Origin of the sequence: Stenotrophomonas sp. CFBP 13718 (assembly GCF_014842145.1) — a bacterium.
GTDB lineage: Bacteria > Pseudomonadota > Gammaproteobacteria > Xanthomonadales > Xanthomonadaceae > Stenotrophomonas.
Map to the genome: position 1 here is coordinate 178860 of NZ_JACYVC010000006.1, position 19863 is coordinate 198722.

Annotated in this window: 22 protein-coding genes; 14 read left to right on the forward strand and 8 right to left on the reverse strand. The window is 61.2% G+C overall.

Features of this window, described 5'->3' with window-relative positions:
* Nucleotides 1-17 precede the first annotated feature (17 nt).
* The 5 genes from IFT58_RS11775 (at nt 18) to IFT58_RS11795 (ending at nt 3507) form a co-directional block, all read left to right on the forward strand.
* The gene (locus IFT58_RS11775) at nt 18-899 is read left to right on the forward strand and encodes an RHS repeat-associated core domain-containing protein (RefSeq protein ID WP_249405680.1); all 882 of its coding nucleotides are present in this window, start codon (nt 18-20) and stop codon (nt 897-899) included.
* An 8-nt stretch (nt 900-907) separates the two neighbouring features.
* Entirely contained in the window at nt 908-1243 is a 336-nt protein-coding gene (locus tag IFT58_RS11780; RefSeq protein WP_192095099.1) for an immunity 53 family protein, read from the forward strand.
* 282 nt (nt 1244-1525) lie between these two features.
* The gene (locus tag IFT58_RS11785) at nt 1526-1957 is read left to right on the forward strand and encodes a hypothetical protein (protein ID WP_192095101.1); all 432 of its coding nucleotides are present in this window, start codon (nt 1526-1528) and stop codon (nt 1955-1957) included.
* Nucleotides 1958-2407: 450 nt separating this feature from the next.
* Nucleotides 2408-2938, forward strand: coding sequence for a hypothetical protein (locus tag IFT58_RS11790; RefSeq protein WP_192095103.1), 531 nt, complete (start codon nt 2408-2410; stop codon nt 2936-2938).
* Nucleotides 2939-3231: 293 nt separating this feature from the next.
* The gene (locus IFT58_RS11795; protein WP_249405681.1) at nt 3232-3507 is read left to right on the forward strand and encodes a transglutaminase-like domain-containing protein; all 276 of its coding nucleotides are present in this window, start codon (nt 3232-3234) and stop codon (nt 3505-3507) included.
* Between the two features lie 24 nt (nt 3508-3531).
* Here IFT58_RS11795 and IFT58_RS11800 read toward each other — a convergent pair whose 3' ends face one another.
* Nucleotides 3532-3708, reverse strand: coding sequence for a hypothetical protein (locus IFT58_RS11800; RefSeq protein WP_192095105.1), 177 nt, complete (start codon nt 3706-3708; stop codon nt 3532-3534).
* 415 nt (nt 3709-4123) lie between these two features.
* On the opposite strand from IFT58_RS11800, the gene IFT58_RS11805 reads away from it, so the two are divergent.
* From IFT58_RS11805 to IFT58_RS11815, 3 genes are all read left to right on the forward strand, one after another.
* Nucleotides 4124-4390, forward strand: coding sequence for a hypothetical protein (locus IFT58_RS11805; protein ID WP_192095106.1), 267 nt, complete (start codon nt 4124-4126; stop codon nt 4388-4390).
* Nucleotides 4391-4599: 209 nt separating this feature from the next.
* Nucleotides 4600-5022, forward strand: coding sequence for a hypothetical protein (locus IFT58_RS11810; RefSeq protein WP_192095108.1), 423 nt, complete (start codon nt 4600-4602; stop codon nt 5020-5022).
* 167 nt (nt 5023-5189) lie between these two features.
* Nucleotides 5190-5507: a hypothetical protein gene (locus tag IFT58_RS11815; RefSeq protein WP_192095110.1), complete on the forward strand. Its 318-nt coding sequence runs from the start codon at nt 5190-5192 to the stop codon at nt 5505-5507.
* A 16-nt stretch (nt 5508-5523) separates the two neighbouring features.
* On the opposite strand, the gene IFT58_RS11820 is transcribed toward IFT58_RS11815, so the two are convergent.
* The 4 genes from IFT58_RS11820 to IFT58_RS11835 form a co-directional block, all read right to left on the reverse strand.
* On the reverse strand, nt 5524-5895 hold the full coding sequence (locus IFT58_RS11820; RefSeq protein WP_192095112.1) for a hypothetical protein: 372 nt from the start codon (nt 5893-5895) through the stop codon (nt 5524-5526).
* A 508-nt stretch (nt 5896-6403) separates the two neighbouring features.
* A complete protein-coding gene (locus IFT58_RS11825; RefSeq protein ID WP_192095114.1) occupies nt 6404-6880 on the reverse strand; it encodes a hypothetical protein in 477 nt (158 codons plus the stop codon).
* 108 nt (nt 6881-6988) lie between these two features.
* The gene (locus IFT58_RS11830; RefSeq protein WP_192095121.1) at nt 6989-8299 is read right to left on the reverse strand and encodes a diguanylate cyclase; all 1311 of its coding nucleotides are present in this window, start codon (nt 8297-8299) and stop codon (nt 6989-6991) included.
* Nucleotides 8296-9096 (reverse strand): alpha/beta fold hydrolase, encoded by an 801-nt coding sequence (locus IFT58_RS11835; RefSeq protein WP_192095123.1) that lies wholly within the window; start codon nt 9094-9096, stop codon nt 8296-8298. Before IFT58_RS11835 ends, IFT58_RS11830 begins: the two co-directional genes overlap by 4 nt.
* A 182-nt stretch (nt 9097-9278) precedes the next feature.
* On the opposite strand from IFT58_RS11835, the gene IFT58_RS11840 reads away from it, so the two are divergent.
* Nucleotides 9279-10283, forward strand: coding sequence for a 2-hydroxyacid dehydrogenase (locus IFT58_RS11840; protein WP_192095125.1), 1005 nt, complete (start codon nt 9279-9281; stop codon nt 10281-10283).
* A 62-nt stretch (nt 10284-10345) separates the two neighbouring features.
* Complete coding sequence (locus tag IFT58_RS11845; protein ID WP_192095127.1) at nt 10346-11968, forward strand: lactate permease LctP family transporter; 1623 nt, start codon at nt 10346-10348, stop codon at nt 11966-11968.
* Nucleotides 11969-12059: 91 nt separating this feature from the next.
* Here IFT58_RS11845 and IFT58_RS11850 read toward each other — a convergent pair whose 3' ends face one another.
* Both IFT58_RS11850 and IFT58_RS11855 read right to left on the reverse strand, forming a co-directional pair.
* The gene (locus tag IFT58_RS11850; protein WP_192081710.1) at nt 12060-12536 is read right to left on the reverse strand and encodes a DUF2442 domain-containing protein; all 477 of its coding nucleotides are present in this window, start codon (nt 12534-12536) and stop codon (nt 12060-12062) included.
* Nucleotides 12533-12763 (reverse strand): DUF4160 domain-containing protein, encoded by a 231-nt coding sequence (locus IFT58_RS11855; RefSeq protein WP_192095129.1) that lies wholly within the window; start codon nt 12761-12763, stop codon nt 12533-12535. Before IFT58_RS11855 ends, IFT58_RS11850 begins: the two co-directional genes overlap by 4 nt.
* A gap of 670 nt (nt 12764-13433) precedes the next feature.
* Between IFT58_RS11855 and cyoA the strand changes: the two genes are divergently transcribed.
* Genes cyoA through cyoD form a run of 4 tightly spaced genes read left to right on the forward strand, consistent with a single transcriptional unit; the run spans nt 13434 to nt 17459 of the window.
* Nucleotides 13434-14480 carry a ubiquinol oxidase subunit II gene (gene cyoA / locus IFT58_RS11860; protein ID WP_188326542.1) on the forward strand — a complete coding sequence of 349 codons (1047 nt, stop codon included), beginning with the start codon at nt 13434-13436 and terminating at the stop codon, nt 14478-14480.
* Between the two features lie 2 nt (nt 14481-14482).
* Entirely contained in the window at nt 14483-16480 is a 1998-nt protein-coding gene (cyoB, locus tag IFT58_RS11865) for a cytochrome o ubiquinol oxidase subunit I (RefSeq protein WP_188326543.1), read from the forward strand.
* Nucleotides 16477-17115, forward strand: coding sequence for a cytochrome o ubiquinol oxidase subunit III (cyoC, locus tag IFT58_RS11870; protein WP_192095132.1), 639 nt, complete (start codon nt 16477-16479; stop codon nt 17113-17115). The genes cyoB and cyoC overlap by 4 nt, the downstream gene beginning before the upstream one ends.
* Nucleotides 17115-17459: a cytochrome o ubiquinol oxidase subunit IV gene (gene cyoD, locus IFT58_RS11875; RefSeq protein WP_188326545.1), complete on the forward strand. Its 345-nt coding sequence runs from the start codon at nt 17115-17117 to the stop codon at nt 17457-17459. Before cyoC ends, cyoD begins: the two co-directional genes overlap by 1 nt.
* Before the next feature lie 182 nt (nt 17460-17641).
* On the opposite strand, the gene IFT58_RS11880 is transcribed toward cyoD, so the two are convergent.
* The gene (locus IFT58_RS11880; protein WP_192081712.1) at nt 17642-19699 is read right to left on the reverse strand and encodes a bifunctional diguanylate cyclase/phosphodiesterase; all 2058 of its coding nucleotides are present in this window, start codon (nt 19697-19699) and stop codon (nt 17642-17644) included.
* Nucleotides 19700-19863: the final 164 nt, after the last annotated feature.

Here is a 19863-nt window from a genome sequence, read left to right on the forward strand (position 1 = left end):
TGATGGAGATAACGATCATGAAGATCATCAGGCAGGCGATTGCAGTCCTGGCGTTGTTGAGCTTGGCAGGGGCAGTGGGTGCGCAGGAAACGGTGGAGTACATCCACACCGACGCACTGGGATCGCCCGTGGCGGTGTCCGATGCTGGCGGAACTGTCATAGAGCGGAGTGTGTACGAGCCGTACGGCGCATCGGTCGGTGGGGAGCTGACCGACGGTCCCGGGTATACCGGGCATGTGAGCGACTCGGCCACCGGGTTGAGCTACATGCAGCAGCGGTACATGGACCCGCAGCTGGGCGCGTTCCTGTCGGTTGACCCCGTTACGGCATATGAGCAGCCTGTTGGGCAGTTCAATCGGTATCGGTATGCGAACGGAAATCCATACAAGTTCACGGATCCGGATGGTCGCATCGTCGAGACCCTATGGGATTTGGCAAACGTCGCGATGGGTGCCAGTAGCGCCTATTCAAACTTCACAAAAGGCAATGTGGGCGCGGGCATTGTCGACTCAGTTGGTGTAGCCATTGATGCAACGGCTGCGGCTGTACCCTTCGTGCCCGGTGGCGCTGGGGCCACGATCAAGGCAGTCCGCACCGCTGACAAGGCGGTGGATGCTGCGCGATCGGGGCGGAACACGAACAAACTGCGTCCGGACTCCAATGCAGAGGGCGCACACTCTGCTTTCAAGCGCGGAAAGGATGGCAATATTAGCAACACAGCCACTTACGAACCGAATTCGAATAATCCATCCGGCTTCCAAGAGGTGAAGCGTGTTGATGTAGCCGGCAGGGCCCACACCAACCCAGATGGATCTACTGTTCCTACGCCTCACGTAAAAGAGGCAGGTCAGAAGGGTGTACGTCCGGCACTGCCGGAAGAACTGCCGAAGCTAAAGTGAGAATACTTATGGATACTGCTATCTCGTTGTTGCAAAAATGGTACGCGCGACACTGCGATGAAGATTGGGAGCACTCCTACGGCATCAAGATAGATACGCTGGACAACCCGGGATGGATTCTTACCGTCGACTTGGCCGATACGGAGTTCAGTGAAAATCTGCTGCCTCGCAATCGCGTTGATCGTTCAGAAGCAGATTGGGTCCAGTCGGAGATTTCAGGGCAGCGCTACATTGCTTGCGGGGGCGTGTTTAACCTAGAGGAGATGGTTCTTCAGTTTCTGACTTTCGTTGGGGAGCGCGGAGTCGAGAACTTCTGTGCGCCGTCCTCGGGGGCTGGGACGTAGTTGAATCGCCCCGGGCTCTCGTGGAGGCTCCAACCTTTGAGGGCATGCAGTTATGAGCAAGTCGAATAAGTTCTCCCTCGAAATCCGCGAGCGAGCCGCACGCATGGTGCAGGAGCATCGAGGAGAGTACTTGCCGCTTTAGCTGGAGCCGACCGACGGTCCCGGTATACCGGGCATGTGAGCCACTCGGCCATTGGGTTGAGCTAAAGGTAAGCTCTACAGTGGAGCGGCAGTCGGCAGTTGGTCGACAGTTGTTCGCCGAGAGGACCTAGGACCAAAAAGATGACGCCCAAAGAAGAGGTTGAAGGATTGCTCAGCGATTTGCTGGAGTTCGCTAGAAAGATGCTTGTCGAGCATGGGGAATTTCACCCATTTGGCGGCTACCTCACGTCCTCTGGAAATGTGGTTCACATGGGTGTCCAGATGGATGGGGGCGGCGCGGTAGATCGAACGAGCCTGCTGCATTCGGCTTTGCAAGAGCGGGCCGATTGCGCCATTGCATGTGGTGTGGCTTCAAACATTTGGCTGCCGCAGAGTGATGGCGTCGGATTCGATGCGGTCAAGGTATTTCTGGAGCATAAGGATGGATATTGTACGGACGTGTTCTGTCCATACGATCTTTCTAGGCACGATCCGCTACTTGCCCCGGAAATGTTTGCTCAGCGTGGCGATTCGGTCTTTTTTGCCCAGTCTTCCTTGGACTGCGGAAGATAATGTCTGGTTGTTCCGTGATCTGTTAGCCAAGCATCCTCACTGGGCGCTCTTAATCGCCCCGCAGGTTAGTTGCGGCCAGACGCGGAACTTCCTGGAAGCCCAAGGCCTCTCTCAAGCTCAAGGCTTCCCCGCCCCGGCTTTCCGCAGTACATCGGCAGCAACCTCGCCGGCATTCAATGCCAACGGGTCTGGTTGGTGATCAGAGCAGCCCTCTGGCAGGAGGAAATAAGAATGGCAGGCGGCATACAAGCGGCAGCCTAAAGCCGGAGTTCGGCGGCACCGGGAAATACGAAGACGATCTCAAGACGCTCGCCGGGGATACAAGGCCTGCGGTTCGAGGGGACCGTGCTCCCCCTGGGGCACAAATCGGGGAGAATGGCGTTTTTGGTCGCCAGACGAACAGCTCCGGTGGAAAAAGTATCGACATCCCTGCCAATGGTGGTAAGCCACATGAAACCCTACACTACGATTGAACAACGTCCCGACGGTGGGCACTATTTTCCGCTGCAATTGCAAGGAGTGGAGCTGGGCAAGTTGGCAGCTTTGCTCCGAGGGCGCCGGCTTCTTGCATGCAAAGTCCCCAAGATGCAGACAGCCAGATCGGCTTGGCAGGTGATCTTGATTTTTGATCCTGATATGTACCTTGAATTGACATCTTCTAGTACCGTTGCTCAGGGATGGGACGATTTTGGAACGATAAATGTCGAAGTGCTGGCCGGAGCCGCTGTCGAATCAATGTTCGAACGGGAAAATTTGCAGTTTCCGGAAGTCCTTGTTGTTGTCCGGGCTGAGATTGTTCGTTGGCAAGGCGGAGGGTTGATCGTTGATTCCGGTATTCGTTTGCACTTCGCCGATGGCCGGACCTTCTCAGCCGTGGCTTCGGACGTGCCTGGAGCGCTTCTCTTGACCATGCCAGAAGAGGCTGCTCCAACTTCTTGGCAGTTTCCAGCAAGTGAATACTCCTTCGTAGCGATTGAATGAGTAAGTTTGATTCTGCTGTTCGGCACATTTTCTTATTCAAACGAGCCTCTTGGCAGTAGCTTGTGACTGGCATTGCGTAGGTCGTAGGTTCGATCCCTATTTTCGGCACCAGATTCAGCAAAAGCCCACGCCTTGGTCAGGACTTTTTGTTTGCGGCGGGTCGGAACCTGTTGGTAGAGAAGGGCTTTGTCTCGAGTCGTTGTGCGCCTTAGCTCAATTGCAGCCAACTGTGGATGATGCGTATCCGTGCCGATCAATTGCAGTAACCGCTAGCATCTTGGCCGATCGCCTTCTTGGTCATCGGCCAGCGGCTGGGGTTTCCGTTGACCATGACCACGGCACCGTATCACTTGATCGTCAAATACGGCGATGAAGAACAGGGCCAGTGGACGGACTTTGAGGCCACAAGCGCCTTGTTCCATCCGGATAGTGGCTACGAACAGGCCATGAGCATTCCGTCCGAGGCGACGCGCAACGACACGTCCCTACACCCTTTCTCGCAACGGGAAACGGTGGCCCTGTTCGCAACCGCTTCCCAGGTATGTTGTCTTTTCAGGTCGGGGATGTGATGGTGTACATCGTAAGCTTGATCCCTATGCCGGCACCAGATAAGGCGAGAAGCCGCGGCCTTGGTCGGCGCTTTGTTTGTGCGGCTGTTGGAAATCTTTGATTGGTGAGAGGTTCGTGGCGGACGGATTGCTGCTGGGCTTCATTGGGGCGAGTTGCGGATGGCTGTTGCCGTGCGCACGGGTTGCGTTGGTCTTGATCACTTGGCTTCGTCTCAACTTACATGAAGGTGTTCCATGGCCTCACTGATCCAAGTTCGCCTGGTATCCCCAGTACGCTTGGTTGGTAGTAGCACGTTGGCCCTTGATGCGTAGGTTCCGGATAGGCACGGACGCCAACACAAGGGGAGATGCGCGGATCTCTGCGAGCGCGCAAACGGTGACCCACATCCACCTTTGTCGTTGTCCAAACTGGAATGGGCAGCATGGTTCAATCATCAGCGGCGGCTGGAACCCACCGTCTAAAGTCCATCTGCCGTGGGTGAGGCGAACTACAATCGGCAACTAGCCAATCAAGCCCTCGCGGTGGCCTCCTGAGTTAAACCAGCCGACCTCCGAAACCTGGAGTGATTCCTTCCGAGAAATAGCCATGGGTTGAGAGACCCGGAGGTGAAGTAAATTGAAGAGATCTATCTCATCTCAGCAATATTCGGGGTTGGTTGCGATTGCGGCGAAGGGCCATTTTTGCTTGCCGGAAGGGGGAGTGAGGTGCCTCATTGACAGTGAGCGCGAGTTGCTGATTGATGCTCTATTGCAAGAGCTTTTAGAGGTAGGCTTAGGATCTGACGACGAGCCCAATCGCCGAGGTTTGGACATCGAAGAGCTCATTGATTTCGTTGGGCCGGCCGCGGAACAGCCGGATGTATCGAAAGGGAAGGTCATCTGAAGTGGGGCCAGATAGCTGGTCATAGGTGCCATTCCGAGCTCTAGGCAAAAATCGAAAGAACCCGTCTCCTCAGTCAAGGCTCTGTTCTATGCCGTCTATCGGATAATGTCGAAGTGCCAGAGGCGGCAGGGCGTCGAATGGCAATATTATTTTCGCGGAGTGCTATATCAAGCATCATCCCGATAGCAGCCCGATAGCGGGGCTTGACCATGAAGAGGTTTGCATGGAGTTCCGCAAGAATTGCATTCGAGGGATTGGCTATGAATGATGGGGCTGTAAGTAAGGGCGGAGAAGTTGAGTTCCCTGTGCCTACTGTCTGGCGGCCTACGTTGGTGGCCATTGTTGATGCTCTGGTTAGAGAGGAAGAGCTACTTCTGCCGGAGGTCACCCTTCAAGCTCAGGAAACATGGAAAGATGCGCAGGAGAGCGTTCGAGCATATGGGGCGAACCTTAAAAGTCTGCCCGAGGAGTCTTGGGACTCTTCTGTTTGCATTTGGTACGGGGGTTTCTGGGACGTTCTAATCGATCTGTACCCAGAGGAAGAAGGGAGAAGCGATTTAGTGCTTCAGTTGCACGTGTATGAAGTTGATGATGGCTACCGCTATGAGATCGTCTTGGTATACGTGCCGTAGTGATCAAGTGCCGATTACCGTCTAAGCCGTAGGCGGCATGTCAAGTTGAGAGTCTGAAGTGCCGGGATGGTGCCGCCCGCATTCTTCGGTTGGCGCAACCGCGTCACCTGGGCCCTACAGGATCCCAATAGAGATTACGAGAAGTTTTATCCGGGAGGGAAAAGACGATGAGTGACCAAGGTCCTCTGGAAATAGAGATGGCTGATGTTCTATTTTATTCTGCGCGGGATGAGCTGTATTTCTTCACATGGTTGAAAGATATTGGATCGGTGTCTGAAGTATTTGGCCAAGGGCGAGCTATATACGCCGTTGTTGACAGGGAAGAGCTTACGTTTGACGATGCGCTCGAATTCATTTCACTTTTTCGTCGCTATCTGATTCCGTTGCCTGAGCTCAAACGTCTAGATGTTCCTGGAATATCGAAGAGATTCAGGGATCCAAGTGCTTTTTGGTACTCGGAGGTATTCGAGGTTGCGAGTGATTAGAATGGGATCATCCGCATCACCGCCCCCTGAACTCCCTACGCGCCGGCCCCTTGATCATCTCCCTCCCTGCGACCAACAACCCTTCCACCAAATGCTCCCCCAGCAGCGACGCCGTATCCCCATCGCGTCGCGCAATGTGTTCGGCATGCAGTATCTCCAGCACCGCATCCACCGCTTCCAGAACCCGCAGGGGCACGGCCACGTGGCCCGATCGCTCAAGCTCATCAATCCGCTCAGTCCGGTTCGCCGGCGGATCCGGCACCAGGGCCAGATGGCTCGCTCGCACGCGGGCAGGCTGCTCCTGCTCCCAATGCGCCAGGCATCGTTCCAGCCTCTCGACGAGGTAGGGCGGCAACGTGTGGATGTGATCTCCCAGCAGGGCGGTCATGCGCGGTGAACCCGGCGGATGGTCGATAGGCATTGCGGCAACCTCGCAGTGAGGCCACCCGCGCAGCAGCGCAGGGTGGCAGGCGATGCGGGTTGGCATACCGGGTAGATAAACCATAAACCGGCGGATCAGGGATCCCCACACACCGCCCGCCGTGTAACCGGGAGACGATGCAGTGCATTCTCCGCCGTGCCCCGGAGGGCAGAACAGAGTCCATGGTTTATCTACGATCAGGATGCCAATCCCGGCCGATGCCCCGTGGCACCAGCAGCATCATCGTGCGCAGCGCCAAGTACCCGCGTCCATGAGGAAAACTGCGAAGTAGGGCGCTTAGGCCAGCACCCCATACGTGCAGAACCCGCCACCCCTGGACGCTGCGGCCTCCGCGCATCCCAGTCCCACCCGTTCGGCTGATAGGCGCAGCGCGTCTATTCGAGCAGGCCTCCTGCGACACCCAGCAAAAAGGCCCCGGTCGCCCGGAGCCTTCGTTCATCACCTTACCTACGCATCAGGCAGGCAGATCCCACTTGTCCGAATCCGCGCGCTTTTCCTTGTAGATCGTGCCGGCAAAATCAACGTGCAGTTCCATCCACACACCATCACCGCGCTCGGCCACGATCTCGAAGTGCTTGGGTTTGCGGTCCGGATCACTGCCCACCGTCCACCCCGCCTTCTCCACTGCAGCCAGCGCAGCATGCGGATCGGCCTTTGCATCCGGGTGGTGGTGCTTCGGGCCGTGATGTGGCTTCTTGTGTTCGACCTCGACAAAGCGTCCGCCCTTCTTGCCAATGCGGGTCACTTTGATTTCCGATGGCCGTTGTTCGCCTTCCAGTCGTATGGCCAAGCCTTCCTCCAGCGTGAAGGCCTCCGCGCCCTTCGGTCCCAGATCGGCCAGGTACGCCTGGTCGTCGGCAATGAAGGTGAAGCGATGGGCAAAAACGTGCTCGATGACGCCGGCGAGGGCGACTTTTTCATGGTGCGGCATGCATTTCTCCTGAGAGCGCCCAACCGCGGGCGCAGCTCAGTGATGGCGACCGGCCGGCGTGGTTTCAAGCCACGGCGCCGGGCCCGGAAGTGAACGGATCAGCTTGGTTCAGCTGGCCATGCTGACCCGGTTCCGCCCCTCTGCCTTGGCGCGATACAACGCCTCGTCGGCGCGTGCGGTAAGTCCCTCCAGCAGGCTCTGATCGCCACCGGGCAGGGCCTCGCCCAGCGCGCCGCCCACACTCACCGTCACATCGATGCGGACGCCGTCGACATTGATCGGCGCCGAGGCAATGGCGCTGCGCAGCCGTTCGGCGGTCGCCGGTACTTCGTCGATCGCAGGCGCGGCCAGCAGGGCGATGAACTCCTCACCGCCGAAACGCGCGAACAGGTCGCGCTCGCGCAGGGCTTCCCGGCAGCGTTTGGCGACCACCTTCAATACCTGGTCGCCCACGGGATGGCCATGGGTGTCGTTGATCTTCTTGAAATGATCCACGTCCACCATCAGCACTGCCACGGTACGTCCGCTCGCTTCACGCGCGGCGATGATCTGGGCGGATCGTTCTTCGAAATGGCGGCGATTGGGCACACCGGTCAACGGATCCGATGAGGCGAGGCGCCGCAGCTCGGCGGCCATCAGCAGATCGGCGGTGACATCAGTGAACAACCAGATGCGCCCGTACTCACCGTTTCCCCGCACCGGGTGGGTGTCCACTTCAAACGTGCGTTCGCCCAGTGTCCAATTGATCTTCGCGGCAAAGTTGACGTTGCCCACCTGTGCGGCATATGCCTGTTCCAGCTCGGCGTGGTTGTCGCAGCGCTCGCGCAGGGCGCGCATGGGGCTGAGCAGATCCGCGGCACGAAGACGGCCCGGGGCGCAGCCCAGCAGGGTGGCGGCGTGCTCGTTGATCACCGAGCCCATGCCATCGCCATCGATCAGCACGATGCCGGCGGGAACACTCTCCACCAAGTCGATGAACTGATTCTGCACGATCACCTCGCGCGCGCTCTCCCGCCGCGCGGAGAGCAGCCGAGCTACGCCTTTGGCCAGCAATGACACCTGTGCGGTCATGGAGCCGGCCGGTTGCGGACTGCGCCACAGCAGCAGCACACCACTCAGCGGTGCATCACGGGTTGGCGTCGGGACGAACAACAATTGCCGTGCCGGGCCGCCCAAGGCGTGCACGATGGCGGTCGGCAGGCGGAACGCGCTCGCCTCCACGGCGTGCCCATTCCAGGGTGCTTCGAAGAGCCCGCTTCGCGCCAGGTTGAAGCCCGCTATCGGTAACGCGGGGGACGAGGCCGTCCAGGCGGCACGTCCATTCGATTCAACTTCCACCGCCATTACCAGATCCGCCCCTGAGGCGAGTTGGGCGAAGTGGCACAGGCTGGCGAGTGCCTCGCTGTCGCTGGTGGTCACGCGACTGTCCTGCCGAGGCGGTGTTCGAGGATTTTCTGCACTTCGTCGGCTGCGGTCATGTGTGGCAGATGACCCGATGCCGCGATCACATCCAGTGTGGCGCCGTTGATGGCCTGCGCCAGCCATTCGCCTACCTGCACGGGCACGGCGACGTCGACCTCCGTCTGGATCAGATGCACCGGCGTGGAGATCTGGGCGGCTACGCCGCGTACGTCCGACGTGAAAATGGTGCGCGAGGTGTTGAGCGCAATGTCGGGGCGCATCCGGAACAGGGCGTTGGAGAAATCCGCGATGACCTCGGAATTGTCCACACCGACCACCATCGGCGCGAAACCGGCGACCCACGCCTGGTAATTGGCGCTCATGCTTTCAAACAGGTTTTCCAGGTCTGCCGGTTTGAAACCACCGGTATAGCCCTCGTCGTCGAGATAACGCGGCGAGGCGCCGATCATCACCATGCGCTGGAACACCTCCGGCCGGGCGACCGATGCGGCAGCACCGATCATGCCGCTCATCGAGTGACTGATGTAGGTGCAGTTCTGGACGCCCAGGTCGTCGATGATGTCGAGCAGGTCATCGGCGTAGCCGAAAATGGAGCCGTGCCGTTCGAAATCGTAGGTGTCCGCACCGTGCGGACCGCAGCCGGCCAAGTCGAAGGAAATGACATCGAAGCGTTCGTCGAACCACGGACGCAGCGCAGTCCACGCGGTCTGGTCGGTACCAAAACCATGTGCCAGGATCGCGACTTCTTTGCCGGAGCCACTGCGGCGGCCGTTGAATCGTTCAAAGCTTTCCACGCACTTTCATCCATCACGCCGCGCAAGGGAAAGATACTAGGCCACCGGGGGAGGCCGGTCCACCGCAGCGGTGGCCCTTGATCGGCAGGGTCCAACCCCCGCTTGCGCATTGACCCAACGCAATGCGGCGCGGCATTCGCGGGTGCTACAGTCCGCCCATGTTCCGGGAAGGGAAGTCCTGCATGAAAATCGCCGTCTTCAGTGCCCGCCCGTACGATCGCCGCTCGCTGGATGCCTGCAACCAGCAAGGCTACGCAGCAGATGGCTTCGAGTTCATTTACTTCGATGCCACGCTGGACGCCCATACCGCGGCCCTGGCACAGGACTGCGATGCGGTCTGTGTGTTCGTCAATGATCGCCTGGATGCGCCTGTGCTGCAGGCTCTGCATGCGTTGGGCGTGCGCGCGGTGGTGCTCCGGTGTGCCGGCTTCAACAATGTGGATCTGGCCGCCGCCGAGCAGCTCGGTTTCTTCGTTGCCCGCGTGCCGGCCTATTCGCCTGAGGCGGTCGCTGAGCACACGCTCGCGCTGATCATGACGCTCAACCGGCAGACCCACCGCGCCTATAACCGGGTGCGCGAGGGAAACTTCATGCTGGATGGGCTGCTGGGTCGGACGCTGCACGGCAAGACGGTCGGCATCGTGGGCACCGGCAAGATCGGGCTGGCGACGGCGCGCATCCTGCATGGCATGGGCTGCACGGTGCTGGGTCACGACCCGTACCCGTCGCCTGAATTCGATGCGCTGGGCAGCACCGTGCCGCTGGATGAACTGCTGGCCCGGTCGGACATCGTTTCGCTGCACTGCCCGCTGACGGCGCAGACCCAGCACATGATCGATGAGGCCTCGCTGGCGCGGATGAAGCCTGGTGCGATGCTGGTCAATACGTCGCGCGGCGGGCTGGTGGATACCGATGCGGTGATCCGGGCGCTGAAATCCCACCATCTGGGCCACCTGGCCATCGATGTCTACGAGCAGGAAAGCGCGTTGTTCTTCCAGGACCGTTCCGGCGAAATCATCGACGACGATGTCTTCCAGCGGCTGATGACCTTCCCCAATGTATTGGTGACCGGGCACCAGGGTTTCTTCACCGCTGAGGCGCTGCAGGAAATCGCGGAGACCACGCTGGGCAATCTGGTGCATTTCGCGGCCGGGTCCGAGTGCCCCAACCGGGTAACCAAGGCGTAGCGTGGGGCTCAGGTGCGATGCACCGTCGCGCGTGATGGGATGTACAACGGGGAGCAGGAACCATGTGGCAGCAGAACTACGATCCGCTTGGTAATGCCAATCTGTCCGCGATCCTGGCGGCGCTGCCGGTGCTGGTGTTCCTGCTGGCCCTGACGGTCTTCAAAATGAAAGGTCTCACTGCGGCCGTTCTGGCGGTAGTGGTTTCTGCGGCGGTATCTCTGCTGGTGTTCGGCATGCCGGCCGGCGCCATCGCCGGCGCGGCGCTGCTGGGCATCGCCAACGGCGTCTTCCCGATCAGTTTCATCGTGCTGATGGCGGTGTGGCTGTACAAACTGGCCATCCGCAGTGGCAAGTTCGAGGTCATCCGCGGCAGCATCGCGACGATATCCGAAGACCAGCGCATCCAGGTGTTGCTGATCGCATTTTGTTTTGGCGGTTTTCTCGAGGGGGCGGCGGGTTTTGGCGTGCCGATCGCCATCTGTGCGGCGCTGCTGGTGGAATTGGGTTTCCGGCCGTTGAAGGCGGCCATGCTGTGCCTGCTGGCCAACGGGGCAGCCGGCGCATACGGGGCCATTGGCATTCCGGTGCTGGTGGGCGCGCAGCAGGGCGGCGTCAGCCTGGACGCGATGTCGTTGATGCTGATCGCGCTGGTGCAGGTGATCGCTCTGCTGACGCCGGTCATTCTGGTGGCGATGCTGGATGGATGGCGCGGCGTGCGCGACACTTGGCCGGTGCTGCTGTTTGTCGGCGCGGTGTTCAGCGGGGTGCAGACCCTCACGCTGTATCTGCTGGGGCCGGAGCTGGTGGATATCCTGGGGCCGCTGGCGGCGATGGCCGGGCTGGCCGCCTTCATGCAGTTCTGGCGCCCCAAGCGCATCTACCGCGAGGAGGGCTCTCCCGCGGGCACGACGCAGCGTTACCAGTTGAAGGACGTGCTGCTGGCGTGGTCACCGTTCTACATCCTGACCGCTGCCATCCTGCTGTGGAGCCTGCCGGCCTTCAAGGCGTTGTTCGCCGCCGGTGGCGCCTTGAGTGGATCGGTCCTGCACCTGCCCATCGGCCTGCTGCACGAGCGCGTGCAGGAACTTCCGCCGCTGGTGAGCCAGGTGCATACGCTGCCGGCGGTATGGAACGTCGGCTGGATCAATGCGTCGGGCACCGCCATCCTGGTTGCCGCCCTGCTGACGGTGCTGCTGTCGCCGCGGTTGAGCGTGCGCATGGCCGGTGAGGAGCTGGCGCAGACCGGGCGTGAGATGTGGAAACCGCTGGCCACGGTGTCGCTGGTGATGGCGGTGGCCTACATCACCAATTACTCCGGTGCCTCGTCCACCATCGGCCTGGCGTTGGCACAGACCGGGGGCATTTTCCCGCTGCTGTCGCCGGTGATCGGCTGGATGGGCGTGTTCATCACCGGCTCGGTGGTGAACAGCAATACCCTGTTTGCCCACCTGCAGGCAGTCACCGCGACCCAGATCGGTGTGCCGGAGGCCCTGCTGGTGGCGGCCAACACGGCGGGCGGAGTGATGGCCAAGCTGGTATCTCCGCAGTCCATCGCCATCGCGGCCGCTGCGGTGAAGCTGGTGGGGCAGGAGTCGGCGATCATGCGCACCACGCTGGCCATCAGCCTGGGACTGCTGGCTTATATATGTGTGTGCACGTGGGTGCTGTCGATGGTGATGGGGTGAGCCGCACGCGGCGCATTGCCTGAGGCGCGCCGCCATGGTCTGCCACGCAGGGCATCGCGCTTGCTGCGCCTTTTTTCACGCGCAGTCAAAATCACGCTGCGTTGTACTGCAGCGCGTCCTGCACGCCGCGTACGTCGACGACCTCCCAACCGATCATCGCGAGCCCGATTGAGCGGGGTACAGGCTTCTGACCGCTACGGTAGTAGGCGAGCATGCGTCGGCTGATCCCGAGCGCGTCGGCAGCGGCGTCCAGCGACATCCTGTGACGCGCCATCCAAGTGATGATCTGTTGGTGGGAAAAGCCCCCCGCCTGCTCAACGGCAAGGGCGCGCAGGGTATCACTCGGCAGGCTGAGCTGGTCGTCCGCGTCGAAGACGACGCCCAGTTTCCACTCGTCCAACGCCGCACGCTGGAAAACGCGACGAGCGCGCAGACGCTGAAGTGTAGGGTGGCGTTCAATGACATCGGCGAGGTCGACCACCGCTTCGAATCCATCGGCATACGCGAGATGCAGCTTGCAGCCATCCCTTGTTGCCACGTGCCTGAGGCTGAAATGCGTCTGTTTCATGGATTGAGTTCTCGCCAACGCGCCGCAAGCAATTGGATGTTGTTCTCGGCCCACATGACTGCTTCAGTCAACTCACGTCGAGAAACGTGACCGGAAAGTAACGCCAGACCCTGGATGACCATCAACGCTTCGCGACCATCGCGCGTTCGTACGTGGAAGTGGGGCGGTGGATGGTCGGCGGCGTACAGGGTGATGGTGCAGCTGCCAAGTATGGCGACGGTAGGCATCGCTAGGTGCCGCCATACGATTGATACATCGAAAGCGGTGCAACTATTGCACTATAGCGGTGGGCTGTCCAGCGCTGCACTGTCCGTGGGCCTTGTCTGCGGTGTAGAGACTCTGCTCGGCTGAGCCAACTCGCCGCCATCGGGAAATGCCGTTCCGGACAGTTCCCAGCGCACTTCGCAACTTTCCTCATGTACGCCTGTGTCGCCGATAGACAGGATGGGTGTGCTGGAAGCAGCTCCTCCAGCCGGCAATGGCCGTTTCGCTTCCGTCAGGGAGCGGTCATTGCCTTTTGCCCTCCTTGTTCGGGCACGGCGGATGGTGCGGCGGCTACCCGGTTCGGGGCTGGGCGTTGCATGGGGTCTTCCCGATCCGCCGCTTTTTTTCCGTTGCAGGGGATGGGGGGTTGCGGGTAGGGTGCCGTGTGGCTCCTCTCGTCCAACCCGGCGGAATGCCCCAAAAATCGACGCTGCGACAACGTGTCGCATGCCGAAAACGTCGAATTCTGCGTCAGATCAATGTCAATGGCTTTCTTAAATGGTCGGTGACGGCCTAAACTTGAAAGGCTGACTCTTCCCCCGTTCTCCGAACCCGTCGATCCTTGGCAGGTCGGGCCGGCTTTTGCCGGACTGGGCAGGGCGGGGTGGCATTCCCTCGCAATTGGATCGACCGATGATTCCGTTGAAAACCCTTGGACGCTGTTTGCGTCCGGGCCTGCTGTTCGCACTGGCGGTGTTTCTCACCGGCTGCAACACGGCCATCCTGAATCCGAAGGGCCAGATCGGCCAGGATGAGAAGACCCTGCTGATCACGGCTGTCGTGTTGATGCTGCTGGTCGTCGTCCCGGTCATCATCATGACCCTGACGTTCGCCTGGAAGTACCGCGCTTCCAACACCAAGGCCCGTTACGAGCCGAACTGGTCGCATTCCACCGCGATCGAAGTGGTGGTCTGGTCGATCCCCTGCATGATCGTGCTGGTGCTGGCCGTGCTGACCTGGCGCTCCTCGCACGCGCTGGACCCGTATCGCCCGATTGAATCGGACGTCAAGCCGGTCGTCATCGAGGCGATCTCGCTCGACTGGAAGTGGCTGTTCGTCTATCCGGAAGAAAAGATCGCCGTGGTCAACGAGATCAAGTTCCCGGTCGATACCCCGCTGAACTTCAAGATCACGTCCGATACGGTGATGAATGCGTTCTTCATTCCGCACCTGGGCAGCATGATCTACTCGATGGCCGCGATGGAGACCAAGCTCCACCTGATCGCCAACGAGACCGGTGAATTCCCGGGTATGTCCTCGCACTACAGTGGCGCGGGCTTTGCCAAGATGCACTTCACGGCCCATTCGGTCACCGAGCCGGAATACCGTGCGTGGGTGGACCAGGTGCGTGCCGAGCAGGGCAACAGCCTGAACAAGGACACGTTCAAGGCGCTGGGCGAAGAGCGCAATTCGGACTGGCATCCGGTCACCTACTACGGTCAGGTGGAAGAAGGCCTGTTCGACTGGGTCATCGCCAAGCACATGGGCGATAACCGGCACTACGGCATGAAGCACGCGCACCCGGGTGCCGCTGCAGCCGATGCGGGCACGCAGGAAGAGCATGAGGGCCACGCCCCCATGGACGACCACGAGTCCAAGGCGTCTGGCGAGAACCTCGACGCCAACACCAACGAACACGAGCACGCGGGCCACGCCGGCCACGAGGGCTCGGGAGAATGAACATGCTGGGTAAGCTCTCTATTGAGTCGATCCCCCACGATCCGATCGTCCTGACGACGTTGATCGGCGCGATGCTTGGCGGTCTGGGCGTTGTCGCCCTGATCACCAAGTTCAAGCTGTGGGGCTATCTGTGGAAGGAGTGGTTCACCTCGGTGGATCACAAGAAGATCGGCGTGATGTACCTCATCGTCGCCTTCGTCATGCTGCTGCGTGGTTTCTCCGACGCGATCATGATGCGTACCCAGCAGGCGCTCGCCGTCGGCGGGTCCGAGGGCTACCTGCCGCCGCATCACTACGACCAGATCTTCACCGCCCACGGCGTGATCATGATCTTCTTCGTGGCGATGCCGCTGATCACCGGCCTGATGAACCTGGCCGTGCCGCTGCAGATCGGTGCGCGCGACGTCGCGTTCCCGTTCGTGAACTCGCTCAGCTTCTGGCTGTTCGTGTCCGGTGCGGTGCTGATCATGCTGTCGCTGTGGATCGGCGAGTTCGCCGCTACCGGCTGGCTGGCGTTCCCGCCTTTGTCCGGCATCGAGTACAGTCCAAGCGTCGGCATGGACTACTACATATGGGGTCTACAGGTCGCAGGCCTGGGCACCACGCTGAGCGGCATCAACTTCTTCATTACCATCCTGAAGATGCGTACGCCCAGCATGAAGCTGATGCAGATGCCGATCTTCACCTGGACGGCGCTGATCACCAACATCCTGATCGTCGCCGCCTTCCCGGTGCTGACCATCACCTTGGTGCTGCTGACCCTGGACCGTTACCTGGGCACGCATTTCTTCACCAATGACGGTGGCGGCAACGCCATGCTGTACATCAACCTGATCTGGATCTGGGGTCACCCGGAAGTCTATATCCTGGTGCTGCCGGCCTTCGGCGTGTTCTCCGAAGTGATCGCCACGTTCTCGCGCAAGGCGTTGTTCGGCTACAAGGGCATGGTGTACGCCACGGCCGCCATCGGCGTGCTGTCCTTCATCGTGTGGCTGCACCACTTCTTCACCATGGGCTCGGGTGCCAACGTCAATGCCTTCTTCGGCATAACGACGATGATCATCTCCATTCCCACCGGTGTGAAGATCTTCAACTGGCTGTTCACCATGTTCCGCGGTCGCGTGCACTTCACCACTCCGGTGTTGTGGACCATCGGCTTCATGATCACCTTCGTCATCGGCGGCATGACCGGCGTGATGCTGGCGATCCCGGCCATCGACTTCGTGCTGCACAACAGCCTGTTCCTGATCGCCCACTTCCATAACGTCATCATCGGCGGCGTGGTGTTCGGCATGTTCGCCGGCATCACCTACTGGTGGCCGAAGATGTTCGGCTACAAGCTCAACGAGTTCTGGGGCAAGTGTGCGTTCTGGTGCTGGTTCATCGGCTTCTATGTGACCTTCATGCCGATGTACGTGCTGGGCTTCATGGGCATGACCCGTCGCCTGCAGAGCACGGTCAACCCGGCCTACGAGCCGCTGCTGCTGATCGCTGCGGGCGGTGCCTTCATCGTCGGTGCCGGCATCCTGTGCCAGGTCATCCAGATCTTCATCTCGGTCCGCGACCGCAAGAAGAACATGGACCTGACCGGCGATCCGTGGGATGCCCGTACGTTGGAGTGGGAAACCTCTTCGCCGCCGGCCTTCTACAACTTCGGTACGCTGCCGCAGGTCACCGAGCTGGACGATTTCTGGGCCCGCAAGCAGCGCGGTGAAGCCTGGCCGAAGCCGGCCAAGTACACCGACATCCACATGCCGCGCAACACCGGCACGGGCGTGGTCATCGGTGCCTTCAGCATGGTGTTCGGCTTTGCGATGATCTGGCACATCTGGTGGCTGGCGATCATCGGACTGGTCGGCATGATCGGCACGTTCATCTACCGCACCTTCGACAAGGACGTGGACTACTGGGTCCCGGCTGCCGAGGTGGAGCGCATTGAAAACGAACACCGCAAGCACCTGGTTGCCCAGGGTCTGGTGAAGTCGGAGCTGAAGGCATGAGCACCCATACCCCTACCGTGAACCACGGGCACGCCGCACACGCGGCGGCCCATGGCCATGACGACCACGAGCACCACGACACCGGCGGCAACACCGTCTTCGGTTTCTGGGTGTACCTGATGAGCGATTGCCTCATCTTCGCTTCGCTGTTCGCCACCTACGTGGTGCTGGTCGGTGGTACCGATGGCGGCCCCGGCCCGGGCGACCTGTTCGAGCTGCCGTTCGTCGCGTGGGAAACCGCGCTGCTGCTGACCTCCTCGCTGACCTTCGGCCTGGGCATGATCGCCATGCACAAGAACAAGGTCGGTCAGCTGTACCTGTGGCTGGGCATCACCTGGCTGCTGGGCTTCGGCTTCATGTGCATGGAAGTGTGGGAGTTCAACCACCTGATCCATCAGGGCTACGGCCCGGACCGCAGTGCCTTCCTGTCGGCGTTCTTCGCCCTGGTCGGTACCCACGGCCTGCACGTGAGCGCGGGCCTGTTGTGGCTGCTGGTCATGTTCATCCAGGTCAAGCAGAACGGCCTGACCCAGACCAACAAGACCCGCCTGGCGTGCCTGAGCCTGTTCTGGCACTTCCTGGATCTGATCTGGATCGGCGTGTTCTCGGTCGTCTACCTCAACGGAGCGCTGTAATGGCACATGACAACGCACACGACCACGCGCATGGCACCGGCGGCGAGAGCCACGGCAGCGTCAAGTCGTACCTGATCGGCTTCGTGCTGGCGGTGATCCTGACCGTCATCCCGTTCTGGGTGGTGATGTCGGGTGACTTCTCGCGCACCGTCAGCGGTGTGGTGATTGCCGTATCGGCGGTCCTGCAGATGCTGGTCCACCTGGTGTTCTTCCTGCACCTGGACCGCTCGTCGGAGAGCCGCTGGAACGTCAACGCGGCGGTGTTCACCGTCGTGGTGATCGGCATCATCGTCGCCGGCACCCTGTGGGTCATGCACAACATGAACGTGCACATGATGCACTGACGTCCAGTCGACGTTGCCGCAGAACGCGAAAGGCCACCCCTCGGGGTGGCCTTTTGCTTTGGGTGATGGGCTTCATCGGTTTGGGACGAGCAGCCGACTGAAGTCGGCTCTACCGTGCATGGTGCCTGGTGTGTTCATCGGTAGCGCCGAGCCATGCTCGGCGAGCGCAGCGGCCCGGTGGCTCATCCCACCTTGCGCAGGAAATCCTCGGCGGCCATCGGCCTGCCCAGGTGATAGCCCTGCAACTGGTCGCAGCCCAGGTTGCTCAGGTAATCGCGTTGGCCCGCCGTCTCCACGCCCTCGGCCACCACTTTCAGCTGCAGCGAACGGCCCAGCGCCACGATCGATGACACGATGGCCGCGTCTTCCGCGTTCTGCTCCAGGTCGCGCACGAAGGCGCGGTCGATCTTCAGTTCGGTCGCGGGCATGCGCTTGAGGTACAGCAGGCTGGAATACCCCGTGCCGAAATCATCGATGGAGATCCGCACGCCCAGCCTGGTCAGCGCATTGAGGATCTGCAGGCTGGTTTCCACGTTTTTCATCGCCGTGGTTTCGGTGATCTCCAGCGTCAGCCGGTCCGCCTCCAGGCCGTGCTTCTGCAGCGTCTCTTTCACCGTTTCCACCAGGCCGGGGGCGGCGAACTGCAGCGGGGAGAGGTTCACTGCCATCGTCCAGTGCGGATGGCCGGCGTCGTGCCACGCACGCAGCTGCGCACAGGCCTGATCCAGCACCCAGTCACCGATCGGCAGGATCAGCCCGCTGCGCTCTGCGATAGGAATGAAGACATCCGGTCCCAGCATCCCCAGCTCCGGGTGCTGCCAGCGCAGCAGGGCCTCGGCGCCCACGGCCGGTGCGCCGGAGGCCATGAACTTCGGCTGGTAGTGCAGCAGCAGTTCGCCGCGGTCGGTCGCGCGGCGCAGGTCCTGCAGCAGCCGCAACTGGCGGTTCGCACTGACCTGCATCGATGGCGTAAAGAACGTATAGCCGTTCCGTCCGCCTTGTTTGGTGTGGTACATCGCCGCATCAGCATTGGCCATCAGCTGGCGCTCGTCGTTGGCATCGTCGGGATACAACGCAATGCCCAGGCTGGCAGTGACCTGCAGTTCGGCCGACTCGATGCTGAAGGGTTTGCCCACTGCGGCAATGATCCGCTCTGCCACCACCACCGCATCGTCCGGTTCGTCCACGGGCAGCACGATCACGAACTCGTCCCCGCCCAGGCGCGCCAAGGTGTCCTGCGGTCGCAACAACGAACCGATGCGCTGGCTTACCTTCACCAGCAGGCGGTCACCCAGCTGGTGGCCGTAGGCATCGTTGACGGTCTTGAAGCCGTCCAGGTCGCAGAACATCACCGCGACGCCATGGTGGCGGCGGCGCGCCTTTTCGATGGACTGTTCGATGCGATCCTGCAGCAACGAGCGGTTCGGCAGCTGGGTCAGCGGGTCGTGCAGGGCGGCCTGCAGCAGCTTGTCATTGGCCCGTTCCAGCGACTCGGCCAGCAGGCCGGTGCGTTCGCGCATCTGCCGGTCGAACAGCGAGGCCACCAGCGCAATGCCGATGGTGCCCAGGGTGGTGACGATCACCAGCACCGCCAGCCACTGCGCATCGATGCCGCCATCGATCACCGCGCCGCACAGGCTGTCGGCGGGGAAGCGCGCGGCGGCCATGCCGGTGTAATGCATGCCGACGATGGCCACGCCCATCACCAGCGAGGCCAGACCACGCAGGCTGCGGGTGTTGCGCCGCTCGGCGCGCAGGCGGAAGGCGATCCACAGAGCCGCACCGGCGGCTCCGATGGCTATCAGGATGGAGGCGGTGAACCACAGCGGGTCGTAGTCGATGCCCGGCTGCATGCGCATCGCCGCCATGCCCAGGTAATGCATGGTCGCGATGCCCAGCCCCAGCAGCACCGCGCCGGCGACAAGGCGATGGGTCGGCAGCAGGGGGCGTGAGACCAGCCACAGCGCGTATGCGGAAGCGCCCACTGACACGGCCAGCGAATAGAACGTGATGGCCAGGTCGTAGCCGATCGGGATCGGCAGCTTGAAGGCGAGCATGCCGATGAAGTGCATCGACCAGATGCCCAGGCCCATTGCCGTCGCGCCGCCGGCCAGCCACCAGCGCGCCACGCGCCCTTGGGTTGTCGCGAGTCGTCCGGCCATGTCCAACGCGGTATAGGACGCAAGGATCGCGACCAGCAGCGAGAACAGGACGAGGCTCTGGCTGTAGCTGCCAGTCATGGGAAATCCTTGGGAAACGTGGGGGTGCGGGCAAGGCGGCGCGTATCTTATCGACCGGTCCGGCTTCAACCTGAGCGTGGCCTCACACGACGGGTCAGGTGACGGTCAGGTCGCCCGGTCGCAGCACCTGCGACGGCGCTCGGCTATGCTCGCCGTCCAACGCG